We start from the raw sequence: 14907 nt of genomic DNA, 5'->3' as shown, positions 1-14907 counted from the left end.
CCTACGACTTTTCGCTGTCGTCGTCGTCGCTCTTGGGCTTCTTGCCGTTCTGGCGCGCGTTGCTCTCCAACGCCACCTTGATCATCGCCACCATCGGATCGGCGAGCGCCAGCCCGAGCACCCCGAACAACGTGCCGGATAGGATCTGCGACGACAGCGTCAGCGCCGGCGGCAGGTCGACGGTGCGCTTGGCGACCATCGGGATCACGACATAGCCGTCGAAATTCTGCACGGCGAAATAGATGACGATGGCCCAGATGCCGGTTTCCTGGCCCGCGCTGAAGCCCACCGCCGCCATCAGCACGCCCGAGATGATGGCGCCGACATTGGGGATGAAGGCCAGCACGCCCGTGATGATGCCGAGCAACAGCGCCATCGGCACGCCGGCGATGCTGAGAAAGATCCAGGTGAGCACGCCTTCGAACAGCATGCCGAGCAGGCGGCCGGCAAGCAGCCGGCGCATCGTCGTCGCCATGCCGCCGAGCATGTGAGCAAAGGCATGGCGCTGGTCGAGCGGCACCATCCATTGCAGCCCGCGCTCGTAGATACGCGGCTCTAGCGCAATGAACAGGCCAAGGATCAGGATCATGACCATGCTGGTCACCGCGCCGATTGCAGTCCCCACCGCGCTGGTGAGCTTGCCCACCGAGCCCAGCGCCTCGCGCAGCATGCCGTTGATATCGGATCGGCCGGGCATCAGCCCCATGTCGGACGCCCAGCGCGCGACGCGGTTGGCCTGTGCCTCCAGCGTAGTGCGCAGCTGCTCCGCCTGGTCGGCGATCTGCATGCCGGTGCGGTAGAAGACGAGGCCGAAGAACGCGAATACTAGGATCAGCACCAGGCCGATACGCAAGCCGCGCGGAATCGGCAGCACCTTGCCGATCAGCCGGGCTCCGCCGTCCAGCATAGAAGCGAAGACGAGGCCGGCAAAGATGATCAGCAGCGGCTGGATCAGCAGCACGACCAGCGCGATGCCCACCGCCATGCCCAGCCAGACGGCGGCCTTTTTGAATTCGGCGCGGGTGGCGGGGTCGCGAAATTCGTTCGGGCCCGGTTCGCGCACGACGCGGACGTGCGCGGACTCCAGCGGATCGTTGCTCATTTTTCCTCGTGGGTAGGGTGCAGCGAAATGCCGAACCGGTCGCCACGGAAACCCGTGAACCATGTCAGCGGGTTCCATGTGGACGAGCCGTCCCGCGAAAAAGTGATGAATTCGGCCCTGCCGCCGATGTTTTCCCATGGCACTGGGCCGCCCAGGCCATTCTGCTCGAGGCTGAAGCGGCTGTCGGCGCTGTTGTCGCGATTGTCGCCCATCAGGAAGACATGGTTTTTCGGCACGACCGTCGGCGGATAATTGTCGCCGGGGGAATCGCCCAGATCCGCGACATCGTAGCTGGCGCCGTTCGGCAGCGTTTCGCGGAACAGCGTCAGACTGCAATAGGCCTTGCCCTGATGGACCACGCGGCGACCCTCGTAGAAGATCGACCCGCCGCGTTCGGGATCGGGATCGCAGCGGGTGTTGCCGTCGATCGGCACCAGGCGCTCGCCGAGTGACTCGCGCGGGACCGGCTTGCCGTTCAGCCAGACGACGCCGTCTCGCACGGCGATGGTGTCGCCCGGCAGGCCGATCACGCGCTTGATATAATCGGTGCTGTGCTGCGGCGGGGTCACGATGACGATGTCGCCACGCTCCGGCAGCCTGCCGAAGATCCGCCCCGGGATGGGCGGCAGCAGGTGGAAGGTGGGCGTGACAAAGGAGTAGCCGTAAGGATATTTGCTGACGATCAGCTGGTCGCCGACCCGCAGCGTGGGCAGCATCGACTCCGACGGGATGTAAAAAGGTTTGGCGATCAGGCTGTGAAAGGCGAGCACCCCTAGCACCAGCCAGACGATGCCGCGCAGTTCCGCCCACCAGTCTGTGCCCTGCCGGGTGGCGCTTTGGCGTCGCTCGCTTCGCTTGCTGCGCAACACCAGTTCGTCCACCCCCATCACATATCCTTTTCCGCCGGCAAGGCCTCGATCATCACCATCGCGAACGCCCAAGGATGATCGTCCGTAAGCGTCAGATGCACCTTGGCCACGTGTCCCGGTGGAGTCATGGCGTCAAGTCTCGCCTTGGCCCCGCCGGTCAGCGCGAGCGTAGGTGCGCCAGACGGTGCATTAACCACGCCGATATCCTTCATGAACACGCCTCGGCTGAACCCGGTTCCGACCGCCTTGGAAAAGGCTTCCTTGGCCGCAAAGCGCTTGGCAAGCGTGGGGGCGTAATTGTGCGGGCGCTTGGCGGCCTTGGCCAGTTCTACCGCGGTGAACACGCGCTGCTCGAACCGCTGACCATAGCGATCGAGCGAGTTCCGGATCCGCTCGATATTGCAGAGGTCTGAGCCCAGGCCGAGGATCATGCCCTCACCGCGCCGAATCCATCAGGGCGCGCATGCGCTGCACGACCGGCGCGAGCCCGTCGAAGATCGCCTCGCCGATCAGGAAATGACCAATATTGAGTTCCATCACCTGCGGAATCGCAGCGATCGGCACCACATTGTCGAAGGTGAGGCCGTGGCCGGCATGCGGCTCGATGCCGTTGCGCGCGGCGAGCGCCGCTGCATCGGAGAGACGCTTCAGCTCCACCGCGAGCGCCTCGCCGGAAAGCTCGGCATAGCGACCGGTGTGCAGCTCGACGACCGGGGCGCCGAGGCGGATCGCCGCGTCGATCTGACGCGCTTCGGGCTCGATGAACAACGATACGCGGCTGCCATTGTCCCGCAGCCGGGCGACCATCGGCGACAGCAGATCGAACATGCCCGCCGCGTCGAGGCCCCCCTCGGTTGTACGCTCCTCGCGCTTTTCCGGCACGATGCACACGGCGTGCGGGCGATGCCTCAGCGCGATCGCCAGCATCTCCTCCGTCGCCGCCATTTCCAGGTTGAGCGGAACGGTCAGTTCGGTCGAGAGCCGGGCGATATCGGCATCGGTGATGTGCCGGCGATCTTCGCGCAAATGCGCGGTGATGCCGTCCGCCCCTGCTTCCGCGGCAAGCAGCGCTGCGCGCACAGGGTCCGGATAGCCGCTGCCGCGTGCGTTCCGAACGGTGGCGACATGGTCGATATTGACCCCGAGGCGCAGCTTGCCGGTCATGCGGTGATCGCCCGGCTCCCGGGCTTGATCGCCGGGATCGCCGCCAGCTCGGGCGGGAGCTGGTCCGCCGGATAGGCCGGCACGTCGAGCTTGGTCAGCGCGATCAGCGGCACGCCGACATCGGCCTTACCGTTCGAGCGATCTACGAGGCAGGCGGCGCCGACGAGTGTGCCGGGATGCTTGCGGATCGCCGCGATGCACTCGCGCGACGAGAGCCCGGTGGTAACGATGTCCTCCACCATCACGACGCGCGCGCCTTCGGGAATCTCGAAGCTCCGGCGCAGCTGGAACTCGCCGTCCTCGCGCTCGACGAACACCGCCTTGCAGCCGAGCGCACGCGCCGTCTCATAGCCGGGGATGATGCCGCCGATCGCGGGAGAGACGACGATGTCGACCTCGCCGAAGGTCTCGCGAATCAGCTTGCCCAGCGCGCCGCACACCCGCTCCGTGCGGACCGGATCTTCGAAAATACGCATCTTCTGGAGAAATACGGGAGAGCGCAAACCCGAAGACAGGATAAAATGCCCCTCAAGCAACGCGCCTGCGTCGCGAAATTCGTCGAGGATGGCGTCTCCGGTCAATGTCTGGGCTCCTGAAGTCAACGGTGGAACGATCCTTTAAGTGGCGGGCGCTGTCATCGCAACCGCACGCGAAAAAGGTTGAGCATGGCCTTTTCCCAGCTATACCTTTGGTTCAAAGGGCCGCTAGGATGCCCCGGTTGTGCGTTCCTGGAGAGGGGTGACAACACCTTATGCGCAGTTTCTTGGTACCGTCGATCTTGCTGGCCGCTGGTCTGGCCTTCGCTTCACCGGGATCGGCGCAACCCGCCGCCCCGCCCCCTGCCCCGTCTACGGCTGCAGCCGCCCCCGCAGCACCGGCCGCCAAGGTCGCCGATCCGACGCTCGATGCCGCCGGCAAGCCGCTGCACACGGCGGTACCCGGCGTCGGTGAGCCGGTCGACAAGGCCTTCTATCTTCAGCAGCAGGTGACCCCGACCGGCCAGGAAGCGCACTGGTTCCACAACGTGATCCTGCTGCCGCTGATCACGATCATCTCGATCTTCGTGCTGCTGCTGCTGGTCTGGGTGATTATCCGCTATCGCCGTGCGGCCAACCCGACGCCGTCGCGGACCAGCCACAACACCGCGATCGAGATCCTGTGGACACTCGCACCGGTGCTGATCCTGGTGGCGATCGCCATTCCCTCGATCAAGCTGCTCGCGGCGCAGTTCAAGCCAGCGCCCAAGGGCGCGGTGACGCTGAAGGCGATCGGCAACCAGTGGTTCTGGTCCTACGAATATCCGGACAACGGCAACATCCAGCTGACCGCCAACATGCTCAAGGAAGAAGGGCAGGTCGGCAAGGGCCAGCGCTATCGCACCGATGCCGACGGCCCCCGCCTGCTCGCTACCGACCAGCGCGTGGTGCTGCCGGTCGGCGTGCCGATCCGGCTGGTGACGACCGCGACCGACGTGATCCACAGCTGGGCGATGCCTGCTTTCTGGATCAAGCTGGACGCGATCCCCGGGCGCTTGAACGAGACGAGCTTCATCATCCAGAAGGAAGGCGTCTATTTCGGCCAGTGCTCGGAACTGTGCGGCGCGCGCCACGCCTATATGCCGATCGCGGTCGAGGCGGTGAGCCCGGCCAAGTTCGCGCAATGGGTCGCCTCCAAGGGCGGCACGATGCCGGGCGCCAAGGCCGAGCCGGCGAGCACCACCGCGATGGGCAACGACGCGACCGACGCCACCGCCAACGGCACGACGGATCCCGAACCCACCGTCAATGCAACCGCTACCGCGGCACCGTCCAACCAGCCTGCGACCGCGAATCCCGCCGGCGCCGGCAACACGGGCAACTGAGCCATGACTGATACCGCGCTCCCCTACTCCGCCGCGCACGACCATGCGCATGGCGACCATGACGCCGATCACAAGCCCAGCTTCTTCGCCCGTTGGTTCATGTCGACCAACCACAAGGACATCGGCACGCTCTACCTGATCTTCGCGATCATCGCGGGCATCATCGGCGGCGCGATCTCGGGCATCATGCGCGCCGAGCTGATGCAGCCCGGCATCCAGTACCTGCCCTGGTGGGTCGCCAAGCTGCACGGCGAAGGCACGTTCGACGAGGCAATGCACTTCTGGAACGTGCTGATCACCGCGCACGGGCTGATCATGGTGTTCTTCATGGTGATGCCGGCAATGATCGGCGGGTTCGGCAACTGGTTCGTGCCCATCATGATCGGCGCGCCGGACATGGCCTTCCCACGAATGAACAACATCTCCTTCTGGCTGACCGTGGCGGGCTTCATCCTGCTGATGCTCTCGCCCTTCGTCGGGGTGGGCGCGGGCACGGGCTGGACGGTCTATGCGCCGCTCTCCACCTATGGCGAGCCGGGGCCGTCGGTCGATTTCGCGATCTTCTCGCTCCACCTGGCGGGCGCGGCGTCGATCCTCGGCGCGATCAACTTCATCACGACGATCTTCAACATGCGCGCGCCGGGCATGACGCTGCACAAGATGCCGCTATTCGCCTGGTCGGTGCTGGTCACCGCATTCCTGCTGCTGCTGGCACTGCCGGTACTGGCCGCGGCGATCACCATGCTGATCACCGATCGCAACTTCGGCACCGCCTTTTACGACCCGCAATATGGCGGCGATCCGGTGCTCTATCAGCACCTGTTCTGGTTCTTCGGCCACCCCGAAGTATACATCATGATCCTGCCCGGCTTCGGCATCATCAGCCACATCATCGCGACGTTCAGCCGCAAGCCGGTGTTCGGCTATCTCGGCATGGCCTATGCGATGGTGGCGATCGGCCTGGTCGGCTTCGTCGTCTGGGCGCACCACATGTTCACCACCGGCTTGCCGGTGCAGGTGAAGATGTACTTCACCGCCGCCACCATGGTGATCGCGGTGCCGACCGGCGTGAAGATCTTCTCGTGGATCGCGACGATGTGGGGCGGCTCGATCAGCTTCAAGACCCCGATGGTCTGGGCGATCGGCTTCATCTTCATGTTCACCGTCGGCGGCGTGACCGGCGTGGTCCTCGCCAATGGCGGCGTCGACGACTATATGCAGGACACCTATTACGTCGTCGCTCACTTCCACTATGTGCTGTCGCTGGGCGCCGTGTTCAGCCTGTTCGCGGGATTCTACTATTGGTTCCCGAAGATGACCGGCAAGATGTACAGCGAACTTCTTGGCCAGATTCACTTCTGGGTGTTCTTCGTCGGCGTAAACCTGCTGTTCTTTCCGATGCACTTCCTGGGCCTGCAGGGCATGCCGCGCCGCATCCCCGACTATACGGACCAATATGCCTATTGGAACCACACCGCCACGGTCGGCTACATGATCATGGCGGCCGGCATGGCGGTATTCTTCGTGAACGTCATCTACTCGCTGCTCGCGGGCAGGAAGGCGGAAGCCAACCCGTGGGGCGAAGGGGCGACCACGCTCGAATGGACGCTGTCGAGCCCCCCGCCCTTCCACCAGTTCGAGACGCTGCCGAAGATCGACTGATCCGATCCAGGCAGAACGAAAAAGCCCCGGGGGGATACCTCCGGGGCTTTTTGCATGCCGGTCGACGCGCTTTCTATGCAGGTGGACGCGCTGGCGCGAAGGGCGCTGTGTTACCCCATCGTGACGGAGCCGATTTGGCCTCGCACCCAGAAACGGGGAGGGAACGCGGTTTTGCCCCCGCGAACGATGAGCGACCACGCCCCGGGATCCGCCGGATGTCGTCGCACCACTGGCACGGGCCACCGGCACGCGCCGCGCGACACGCCTAGCCGACGAGCGGCGGCAGGGCGTCACGATTGGGTCAACATCATGCCTTCTCGCTCTAGTCTAGAACCGCGTCGACGCCGTGACCCGAACGCTCCGCGGCGCACCCGGCATCGTCCAGACATTGGCGTAGGAACTGGCGATATAATAGGTGTCGAAGAGGTTATCGACATCGGCGCGCACGGTCAGCCTCCGGGTGACCGCGACGCTGAGGTTCGCCCGGGCGATGGTGTAGGCCGGCAGGCGATAGCTGGTTCCAAACGGATCGCCTGCACGGCGCCCGACATGCGTCACCCCGCCGCCCAGCGCCACGCGGCCCAGCGTCTTCTCTACGAACAGGCTGCCCATATCGTCCGGCACATTGTTGAGCGCGGTGCCGATCAGCGCCGAGTTCACGTCATTGCGCACCCGCGCCTGGAGATGCGTGTAGGTGCCGGTGACGAGCATATCGTGTGCCATCTTCCAGTTGAGCTCGATCTCGCCGCCGCGTGAGCGCTGCCGGCCGATCTGGGTCCTCTCGAAGGGATCGATCGCATTGGGGTTGAGCACGTTGCGTTTGATCATGTCGAACAGCGCCGCCTGGCCGGTGAGGCGCTGGCCGAACAACGCCCATTTCACGCCAACCTCGACCGATTCGCTGCGCTCCGCGTTGAAGGTGCTGGTGCCGTCCGACGGATTGAGCCGCAGCGACTGGCCCCAACTGGCGTAGAAGGCCAGCGCATCGCCTGCCTTCCAGGTGAGCGCCGCGCGTGGAGTGATGCCCTTGTCGACCGTCTCCAGGCGGGCTGCGGTCAGGCGATTGACCACCGTCTCTCGGAAGCTGTTCCACCGCGCGCCCAGCAGCAGCGTGAACGGCCCCGCGCTGATAAGGTCCTGCGCATAGACGCTTTCGCTGCGATACCAGCTGTGGCGACTGGCGAAACGCGGTGGCACCGGCAACGGGCCCTGGGCATAGACCGGATCGAACAGGTCGATCGGCAGCAGCGGCCGGGTGGGCGTCCCGCGGGCGCGGTCCAGCACGAAGTCCATGCCGTAACGGACTCGATCGACGCCGATACGCAGATCGTGCGCCATTCCCAACAGATCGGCCTTGGCGGTGAGCTCGGCGCGGAGCGACAGATCGTTCCAGACGAAGTCGTGGTATCGCCGGTCGCGTCCGGCAGTGCGACCATCGGGCTGCAGCCCGCGTGGTCCGAAATCGACCATGGTGCCGAAACCGCGCAGCGATCCGTCGCGCTGGTTGGCGGCCAGTTCCAGGCGCAGATCCTTGCCCAGATCGGCGAACAGGCTGCCTTGCTGCCAGAAGCTGTTCTGCACCACATGGCCGTCGACGGGTTCGCCGAGGAAGGTGGCGCGGTCCATCCCCCGCGCATTGCCGCCCACCGCCGCCACGCCGCGATCGAGTACACTCGTATTGCGCATATATTCGGCCTGGTAGAGCAGCCGCAGACCAGCACCCGGCGACCAGGCGAGCGAGGGTGCGATCAACCGACGCGATCCGTCGACATGGTCGCGGAAGCTGTCATGCCCCTCGGCTACGCCAATCAGCCGCGCGGAAAGCCCTGCCGCGAGCGGACCGGTCACATCGGCGGTGCCACGCCAACTGTTCCAGCTACCCACGCTGACATCGGCAGCCCCCTGGAACGTATCGATCGGCGCCTTGGTGACGATGTTGATCGCCCCGCCCGGTTCGCCCAGTCCGGAGAGCGCCGCCGTGGCCCCCTTGAGAATTTCGACCCGCTCGATCGTCGCTGCATCCACCGGCGCGTTGAATCCGAAATTGCCGCTGAAGCGGTTCACCCGGATGTCCGGCCCTGCATTCTCGTCGCCGGCAAATCCGCGGATCGCCACTTTGTCCCACAGGCCGCCGAAGTCATTCTGCCGGGAAACGCCGCCGGCCAGGTCGAACAGGTCGGCCAGGCGGGTGGGGTTCACGGCATCGAGTACCTCGCGATCGAGCACACGCACCGATTGCGGATAGGCGAGGGGCGGAACGTCCGCGCCAAGGATGCTCGCATTGGCCGCGCGCGCCGTGACGACGATATCGTCGTGCGGCATCCGTTCCTGCGCCAGCGCCGGCTCGGCCGCCGTGCCGGCAAGCAGGACGAGAAGCGCACGGCGCGCGCGTGATGTAGATGCGAACATTTGGCGTGGGTCCCCGCTACCCGGTCTGGATCGTTGCGGGGGCGCATAGGCATAATAATAATTAGTTGCAATAGCAGGAGGTCGACAGCGCCGAATCCACTGGCGCACGGTGGCGGAAGGGCGCATCAACGCCCAAACTTCGTAACTTCTCGCGGCTATCCTGCTGCACCGGCCCCGGACCTGCGGCTCGCGCGTTGATCGGGGACACGGCATTTCCTGGAGACTCGCATGCGTACCTCTTATGCCGACTGGATGAAGATCGGCCTCGACAGCTGGATGCTCGGGATGGAAGCCTCCACCGTCATCGGGCTGCGGCTCACCAAGCTTGCCGCCGGCGGGCCTGCCGCCACGGCAGAGGCCCAGCGCATGGTCGCCGAGAAGATGCAGGCGGCTTGGGAACTGCAGGTCGCTGCCGCCACCGGCCGACTCGGCAGCACGCCGCAAGCCCAGGCAAGCAAGGCGTTGCGGCATTATCGCCGCAAGGTGCGCGCCAACGCCAAAAGGCTTGGTTGACAGGCCCCTTTCGCCCGCCCGAAGCGCGCCGTATATCGGGAGCGATGACGTCCGTGACCAACGCCAATCCCGCTATACCCGCCGATTGGCGCGATTTCCTTGCCCTCACCAAGCCCCGGGTGATGACGCTGGTGGTCTTCACCGGCCTGTGCGGCATGCTCGCCGCCCCGGTACCCATCCATCCGGTGCTCGGCTTCACCGCGATCCTCTGTATCGCGCTGGGCGCGGGTGCTGCCGGTGCGCTCAACCAATGGTATGAAGCCGATCTCGACGCCAAGATGAAGCGCACCCAGGGCCGACCGCTGCCCGCCGGGCGCATGGATCGGCAATCGGCGCTGCATTTCGGCGTGGGTCTCGCGGCATTCAGCCTGGTGCTGATGTATTTCGCGATCAACCTGGTCGCGACGCTGATCCTCGCCGTCTCCATCCTTTTCTACGTGTTCGTCTACACGATCTGGCTGAAGCGCCGGACGCCGCAGAATATCGTGATCGGCGGTGCGGCGGGCGCCTTTCCGCCCTTGATCGGCTGGGCAGCTGCCACCGGCGATGTCGCGGCGCTGCCGCTCCTCCTTTTTGCGCTGATCTTCCTGTGGACGCCGCCGCATTTCTGGGCGCTCGCGCTGTTCGTGAAGACGGATTACGCCAACGCCGGCGTGCCGATGCTGCCCGTCGTCGCAGGCGAACGTACCACCCGCATCCAGATCGGCCTCTACACCCTGCCGATGATCGCCGCCGCCGCCGCGCCCTGGCCGCTGGGGCTTACGGGCATGATCTACGGCCTCACTGCCGCGCTGATGTCGGGCATCTTCCTCGCCATGGCGGTGCAGGTCGCCACGCGCCGGACCGACCCGGACGACCGTATGATCCCGGAAAAGCGCCTGTTCAAATTCTCGATATTGTATCTTTTCGTGCTATTCGGTGCGCTTGTGATCGACAGGTGGGTGGGATGAACGACTCACGCGGAGAGGATGTGATTCGCATGCCGGCATCGGAGCTGGAGTTGATCCGCGCGCGCCAGCGTTCGCGGGCGCGGGTGATGGCGTGGCTGCTCGGCGGCTTCGTTGTGCTGGTGTTCGCGATTTCGGTGGTGAAGATGAAGCTGGGCCACGGCGGATGAGGATCAGCCGCAACCTGCGCGTCGGCCTGATGGGTGCCGTGTTGGTGTGCGGCATGACCGGACTCGGCTTCGCCGCAGTGCCGCTGTACCGGATCTTCTGCGAGGCGACGGGCCTGAACGGCACCACCCAACGCGGGCTGCGCGCGCCCGGCGCGACGGGTCAGAAGATCACGATCGCGTTCGACAGCAATGTCAGCCCCAAGCTGCCCTGGAAGTTTGCACCCGAACGCCGCGCGGACACGATCGACATCGGCGGCCGCGACATGGCGTTTTTCACCGCCACCAATATGTCCAACCATCCGATCACCGGCACGGCGACGTTCAACGTCACCCCCGCACAGGTCGGCAAATATTTCACCAAGATCCAATGCTTCTGCTTCACGCAGCAGACGCTCAAGCCCGGCGAGACCGTACGCATGCCGGTGATCTTTTTCGTGGATCCGAAAATCTTGAACGATCCCGACGCCCGCGACGTCGAGGAGATCACGCTTTCCTATACATTTTATCCTGTGGATTCGCCGAAGACACCAAGCTAGCATCACGCAAAATAGAGAGAGGATTGGGGATACGCCCATGGCTGGAGCAAAGAACCACCAGTACCATATCCTGCCGCCGAGCATCTGGCCGCTATTAGGTTCGCTGGGCGCGCTGATCCTCGCTTCGGGCGGCGTGATGTGGATGCACAAGCTCGCCAACGGCACGCTCGTGCTCACCACCGGCTTCGTGCTGGTGCTGCTTACGATGTTCGGCTGGTGGGGCAAGGTGATCCAGGAGGCGCATGCCGGCGATCACACGCCGATCGTGCAGCTCCACCTCCGCTACGGCATGATCCTGTTCATCGCTTCCGAAGTGATGTTCTTCGTCGGCTGGTTCTGGGCTTGGTTCGATTTCTCGCTCTTCCCCTCCACGGTCGAGGCGGTTGGCGGCACCTGGCCGCCCAAGGGCATGGAAGTGCTCGACGCGTGGCAGTTCCCGCTGCTCAATACGCTGATCCTGCTCTGCTCGGGCTGCACCGTCACCTGGGCGCACCACGGTCTGATCCATAACGAGCGTGGCGGCGAGCTGCGCGGGATCTGGGGCCTGATCGGCGTGGGCGAGAACGACACGGTAAAGAAGGGCCTGTGGCTTACCGTCGTGCTCGGCGCGATCTTCAGCTGCCTCCAGGCCTATGAGTATATGGAGGCCCCCTTCCCCTTCAAGGCGGCGAGCGAAGGCGGCTCCAGCTATGGCGGCGCCTTCTTCATGGCGACGGGCTTTCACGGCTTCCATGTGATCGTCGGGACAATCTTCCTGATCGTCAACCTGGTGCGCGCCTATCGCGGCGACTTCACGCCCAAGCAACATTTCGGCTTCGAGGCGGCGGCCTGGTACTGGCATTTCGTCGACGTCGTCTGGCTGTTCCTGTTCGCGTCGATCTATGTCTGGGGCGGTTGGGGCGCGCCGGTCCACGCTGGCTGACGTGGCCGATCCGATCCAGAGTCACGAAGGGGGCGGCAGGCCACTGCCGCCCCCGATCGCATCCGGCCTATACGGATGCTGCCCGCGCTGCGGCGCGAAGACGCTGTTCCGAAGCTTTACCGCTTTCGCCGATCGCTGCTCCGCCTGTGGGCTGCAATTCTCCGATTTCAACGTCGGTGACGGGCCGGTGGTGTTCCTCACGCTGGGAATCGGCGCGATGGTGACGATCCTCGCGCTGTGGGTGGAGTTCGGACTCTCGCCGCCCTTCTGGGCGCATCTGCTGCTCTGGCCGCCGGTCACGCTGGCGCTGGTGGTGGGATCACTGCGGGTGGCGAAGGGCCTGCTGCTTGCCCTGGAATTCCGCAACCGCGCCCGGGAAGGGCGACTCCACGAGGACTGACATGCGCCGCCTGCCGCTCCTCCCCACGCTCCTGGTCGGCCTCGCGGTCGCCGGCATGATCGCGCTCGGTTTCTGGCAGCTGGACAGACGCGCGCAGAAGCAGAGCGCGCTCGCCGTCTTCGCTGCAAACGCCATGCAGCCCACGATCACGATCGAGAGCGGCGCCGCCGATTCCTCGTTGCTGTTCCGCCATGCCCGGTCTGCCTGTCAGGCGGTGACAGGCTGGACACGCCAGGGCGGCCGCGGGGCACAGGGCATGCAGGGATGGCGGCAGATCGCGACGTGCCGAACCCATACGGATGCCACGCTGCTCGTAGACATGGGCGTGACGCGCGACCCGATGTTTCGTCCGCGCTGGCCCGGCGGGGTGGTGAGCGGCACCCTCACCCGCGCTCCCGATCACCGCCCGCTGATCGCAAGCATGTTCGATTCCACGCCGCAACCACTGATGCTGGTGTCGGAACAGGCCGCACCGGGGCTGGAGCCGAGCACCCCGCCGGACATCGCCAGCGTGCCCAACAACCACCTCGCCTATGCGGTGCAGTGGTTCCTGTTCGCGGGCGTGGCGATCATCATCTATGCGCTCGCGCTGCGGCTCCGGGCACGCGGTGCGCCACAGCCTGGCGTAAGGTAAGTTACCGGCAGCGAAGCGTGCCGGTGATCGACGCTTTGGTCGCCACTCACTTGCCCGTCGCCATACGCCTGGACTACGGAAACTGTGTGGGAAGCGGTCATTGCTCGCCGAAGTGAAATTTGACAGCATCGCCGGATGAAGCCCCGCCTGGTGATGCTAAGCCTTCTCGTCACACCACTCTCTGGTGGGTGCGATCAAGCGCCGAGGAACTATGCAGCGAACTGCTCGACTCCGCTAGCTCATTGGGGCCGAGAGAAAGACGGCGTCGGTCATTTGAGAGTAGTGCAGCCCGTCTACATAGGGTCAGACGGCTCAATCATCTGGAATAAAACTATCATCTCCGATGCAATCTTGCGTCGCTACATGCTCCAAATGAACACCGAGAACCCAAGACCGCAAGCGGTGCTCGAAGTATCGCCCGCTGCAGATTGTAAGCGCGTTCGGGCCGTGCGTGCCATCATGGATGCATCTCCGATGTGCAAAGGTCCGCAGTCGCTCTGCAGTGAAGGATGGGGCTGGCGACAGTGGCCCGAACTTGGCGGTCCCTAACGTCCGCAACTGGGGCGGAAGCCGGCTCCCTTAACTTTCGTCGTCCCGGGCTTACGCTGGGAACCCGCTTCCTCGGCAGCGGAGGAAACGGGCCCCGGATCATGTTTGAGGCGACGACGCAGTGAGGAAAGGGCGCACGTCGATGCGCCCGAAGATGTGCGAGGCTTATAGCCGCTTAGTCCTCTGCGTCTTCCGCCGCCGGATACACCTTCCCCACATGCGGCTCGCCCCGCGTCGCGGCGAAGCTCTCCTGCCGCTGGCGTTCGCGATAGCGTTCGCGATCCGCATCGGTGCGCTCGTCAAAGCAGGCCGCGCAGCTGACCCCCGCCTCGTAGCGCGGCGAGCGACGGTCTTCGACGCTTACCGGGCGGCGGCAGGCGTGGCAGAGTTCGTAGCTGCCGGGCGCCAGGCCGTGGCCCACTGTCACGCGCTGGTCGAACACGAAGCATTCGCCCTCCCACAGGCTCTGCGCCTCCGGCACCTTTTCCAGATAGTTGAGGATGCCGCCCTTGAGGTGGAACACCGCTTCGATGCCCTCGGACTTGAGGAACGCGGTCGACTTCTCGCAGCGGATGCCGCCGGTGCAGAACATCGCGACCTTGGGCGGCGCCTCGCCGCGCCCCAGCAGTTCCTCGCGATGCGCGCGAAACCACTCGGGAAAGTCGCGGAAGCTCTTGGTGTGCGGGTCGATCGCGCCACGGAAGGTACCGGCGGCGACCTCATAGTCGTTCCGCGTATCGATCACGATCGTGTTCGGATCGGCGATCAGGTCGTTCCAATCCTCGGGCGCCACATAGGTGCCGACACTGGCGAGCGGATCGATGTCTGGCTGCCCCATGGTCACGATCTCGCGCTTGAGGCGCACCTTCATCCGGTAGAAGGGCTGCTCGGCGGCACGGGCATATTTCACATCGAGCCCAGCGCAGCCCGGCAGCGCGCGGACATGCGCGACCACCGCCGCGATGCCCTCGTCGCTGCCTGCGATCGTGCCGTTGATCCCCTCGCGCGCGAGCAGCAGCGTGCCCTTCACGCCTTGCGCGCAGCAAAGCTTGGCCAACGGGCCCTGCAGCGCCGCCGGGTCGTCGAACCGGGTGAATTGGTAGAGCGCCGCCACACGGATCGGCAGCGCGGCAGTATCCGCAGCTTCAGTCATTTCGGCGGCTGTACTC

General features: G+C 65.0%; 16 protein-coding genes. 9 read left to right on the top strand and 7 right to left on the bottom strand.

Going from position 1 to position 14907, the window contains the following annotated elements; translation table 11 throughout:
• Position 1: 1 nt before the first annotated feature.
• Genes A7X12_RS07770 through pyrE form a run of 5 tightly spaced genes read right to left on the bottom strand, consistent with a single transcriptional unit; the run spans position 2 to position 3716 of the window.
• Positions 2-1102: an AI-2E family transporter gene (locus A7X12_RS07770; RefSeq protein ID WP_064311098.1), complete on the bottom strand. Its 1101-nt coding sequence runs from the start codon at positions 1100-1102 to the stop codon at positions 2-4.
• Positions 1099-1989, bottom strand: a complete 891-nt coding sequence (lepB, locus tag A7X12_RS07765) for a signal peptidase I (RefSeq protein ID WP_064311097.1) — start codon at positions 1987-1989, stop codon at positions 1099-1101. The genes A7X12_RS07770 and lepB overlap by 4 nt, the downstream gene beginning before the upstream one ends.
• Complete coding sequence (gene acpS, locus A7X12_RS07760) at positions 1989-2402, bottom strand: holo-ACP synthase (RefSeq protein ID WP_064311096.1); 414 nt, start codon at positions 2400-2402, stop codon at positions 1989-1991. The genes lepB and acpS overlap by 1 nt, the downstream gene beginning before the upstream one ends.
• Positions 2403-2406: 4 nt before the next feature.
• Complete coding sequence (locus A7X12_RS07755) at positions 2407-3135, bottom strand: pyridoxine 5'-phosphate synthase (protein ID WP_064311095.1); 729 nt, start codon at positions 3133-3135, stop codon at positions 2407-2409.
• Complete coding sequence (pyrE, locus tag A7X12_RS07750; protein ID WP_064311094.1) at positions 3132-3716, bottom strand: orotate phosphoribosyltransferase; 585 nt, start codon at positions 3714-3716, stop codon at positions 3132-3134. Before pyrE ends, A7X12_RS07755 begins: the two co-directional genes overlap by 4 nt.
• 170 nt (positions 3717-3886) lie before the next feature.
• Here pyrE and coxB point away from each other — a divergent pair, with 170 nt between their 5' ends.
• Both coxB and ctaD read left to right on the top strand, forming a co-directional pair.
• Complete coding sequence (coxB, locus tag A7X12_RS07745) at positions 3887-4996, top strand: cytochrome c oxidase subunit II (protein ID WP_064311093.1); 1110 nt, start codon at positions 3887-3889, stop codon at positions 4994-4996.
• A 3-nt stretch (positions 4997-4999) separates the two neighbouring features.
• Positions 5000-6658, top strand: coding sequence for a cytochrome c oxidase subunit I (gene ctaD / locus A7X12_RS07740; RefSeq protein WP_064311092.1), 1659 nt, complete (start codon positions 5000-5002; stop codon positions 6656-6658).
• Positions 6659-6985: 327 nt separating this feature from the next.
• On the opposite strand, the gene A7X12_RS07735 is transcribed toward ctaD, so the two are convergent.
• Complete coding sequence (locus A7X12_RS07735) at positions 6986-9067, bottom strand: TonB-dependent siderophore receptor (RefSeq protein WP_064311091.1); 2082 nt, start codon at positions 9065-9067, stop codon at positions 6986-6988.
• 228 nt (positions 9068-9295) lie between these two features.
• Between A7X12_RS07735 and A7X12_RS07730 the strand changes: the two genes are divergently transcribed.
• The 7 genes from A7X12_RS07730 to A7X12_RS07705 are packed head-to-tail and all read left to right on the top strand — an operon-like array spanning position 9296 to position 13189.
• Positions 9296-9580 carry a hypothetical protein gene (locus A7X12_RS07730; protein WP_064311090.1) on the top strand — a complete coding sequence of 95 codons (285 nt, stop codon included), beginning with the start codon at positions 9296-9298 and terminating at the stop codon, positions 9578-9580.
• Between the two features lie 44 nt (positions 9581-9624).
• Positions 9625-10530 carry a heme o synthase gene (locus tag A7X12_RS07725; protein ID WP_064311089.1) on the top strand — a complete coding sequence of 302 codons (906 nt, stop codon included), beginning with the start codon at positions 9625-9627 and terminating at the stop codon, positions 10528-10530.
• 29 nt (positions 10531-10559) lie between these two features.
• Positions 10560-10697, top strand: coding sequence for a hypothetical protein (locus tag A7X12_RS25910; protein WP_198161970.1), 138 nt, complete (start codon positions 10560-10562; stop codon positions 10695-10697).
• Positions 10694-11233 carry a cytochrome c oxidase assembly protein gene (locus A7X12_RS07720; protein WP_064311088.1) on the top strand — a complete coding sequence of 180 codons (540 nt, stop codon included), beginning with the start codon at positions 10694-10696 and terminating at the stop codon, positions 11231-11233. The genes A7X12_RS25910 and A7X12_RS07720 overlap by 4 nt, the downstream gene beginning before the upstream one ends.
• 37 nt (positions 11234-11270) lie before the next feature.
• Complete coding sequence (locus tag A7X12_RS07715) at positions 11271-12155, top strand: cytochrome c oxidase subunit 3 (RefSeq protein ID WP_064311087.1); 885 nt, start codon at positions 11271-11273, stop codon at positions 12153-12155.
• 1 nt (position 12156) lies between these two features.
• Entirely contained in the window at positions 12157-12555 is a 399-nt protein-coding gene (locus A7X12_RS07710) for a DUF983 domain-containing protein (RefSeq protein ID WP_443029294.1), read from the top strand.
• A 1-nt stretch (position 12556) separates the two neighbouring features.
• On the top strand, positions 12557-13189 hold the full coding sequence (locus tag A7X12_RS07705) for an SURF1 family protein (RefSeq protein ID WP_064311085.1): 633 nt from the start codon (positions 12557-12559) through the stop codon (positions 13187-13189).
• Positions 13190-13913: 724 nt separating this feature from the next.
• On the opposite strand, the gene trhO is transcribed toward A7X12_RS07705, so the two are convergent.
• Entirely contained in the window at positions 13914-14891 is a 978-nt protein-coding gene (gene trhO / locus A7X12_RS07700; RefSeq protein ID WP_064311084.1) for an oxygen-dependent tRNA uridine(34) hydroxylase TrhO, read from the bottom strand.
• Between the last annotated feature and the right edge of the window lie 16 nt (positions 14892-14907).

This window comes from Sphingomonas sp. TDK1 (genome assembly GCF_001650735.1).
Taxonomy (GTDB): Bacteria; Pseudomonadota; Alphaproteobacteria; order Sphingomonadales; family Sphingomonadaceae; genus Sphingomonas.
This window is presented reverse-complemented; position numbering and strand designations above follow the sequence as displayed.

Excerpts from the sequence above, each read along its gene's own strand:
- A7X12_RS07770 (WP_064311098.1), bottom strand. The coding sequence starts at position 1,102 with ATGAGCAACGATCCGCTGGAGTCCGCGCACGTCCGCGTCGTGCGCGAA.
- lepB (WP_064311097.1), bottom strand. The coding sequence starts at position 1,989 with ATGGGGGTGGACGAACTGGTGTTGCGCAGCAAGCGAAGCGAGCGACGC.
- acpS (WP_064311096.1), bottom strand. The coding sequence starts at position 2,402 with ATGATCCTCGGCCTGGGCTCAGACCTCTGCAATATCGAGCGGATCCGG.
- A7X12_RS07755 (WP_064311095.1), bottom strand. The coding sequence starts at position 3,135 with ATGACCGGCAAGCTGCGCCTCGGGGTCAATATCGACCATGTCGCCACC.
- coxB (WP_064311093.1), top strand. The coding sequence starts at position 3,887 with ATGCGCAGTTTCTTGGTACCGTCGATCTTGCTGGCCGCTGGTCTGGCC.
- ctaD (WP_064311092.1), top strand. The coding sequence starts at position 5,000 with ATGACTGATACCGCGCTCCCCTACTCCGCCGCGCACGACCATGCGCAT.
- A7X12_RS07735 (WP_064311091.1), bottom strand. The coding sequence starts at position 9,067 with ATGTTCGCATCTACATCACGCGCGCGCCGTGCGCTTCTCGTCCTGCTT.
- A7X12_RS07730 (WP_064311090.1), top strand. The coding sequence starts at position 9,296 with ATGCGTACCTCTTATGCCGACTGGATGAAGATCGGCCTCGACAGCTGG.
- A7X12_RS07725 (WP_064311089.1), top strand. The coding sequence starts at position 9,625 with ATGACGTCCGTGACCAACGCCAATCCCGCTATACCCGCCGATTGGCGC.
- A7X12_RS25910 (WP_198161970.1), top strand. The coding sequence starts at position 10,560 with ATGCCGGCATCGGAGCTGGAGTTGATCCGCGCGCGCCAGCGTTCGCGG.
- A7X12_RS07720 (WP_064311088.1), top strand. The coding sequence starts at position 10,694 with ATGAGGATCAGCCGCAACCTGCGCGTCGGCCTGATGGGTGCCGTGTTG.
- A7X12_RS07715 (WP_064311087.1), top strand. The coding sequence starts at position 11,271 with ATGGCTGGAGCAAAGAACCACCAGTACCATATCCTGCCGCCGAGCATC.
- A7X12_RS07705 (WP_064311085.1), top strand. The coding sequence starts at position 12,557 with ATGCGCCGCCTGCCGCTCCTCCCCACGCTCCTGGTCGGCCTCGCGGTC.
- trhO (WP_064311084.1), bottom strand. The coding sequence starts at position 14,891 with ATGACTGAAGCTGCGGATACTGCCGCGCTGCCGATCCGTGTGGCGGCG.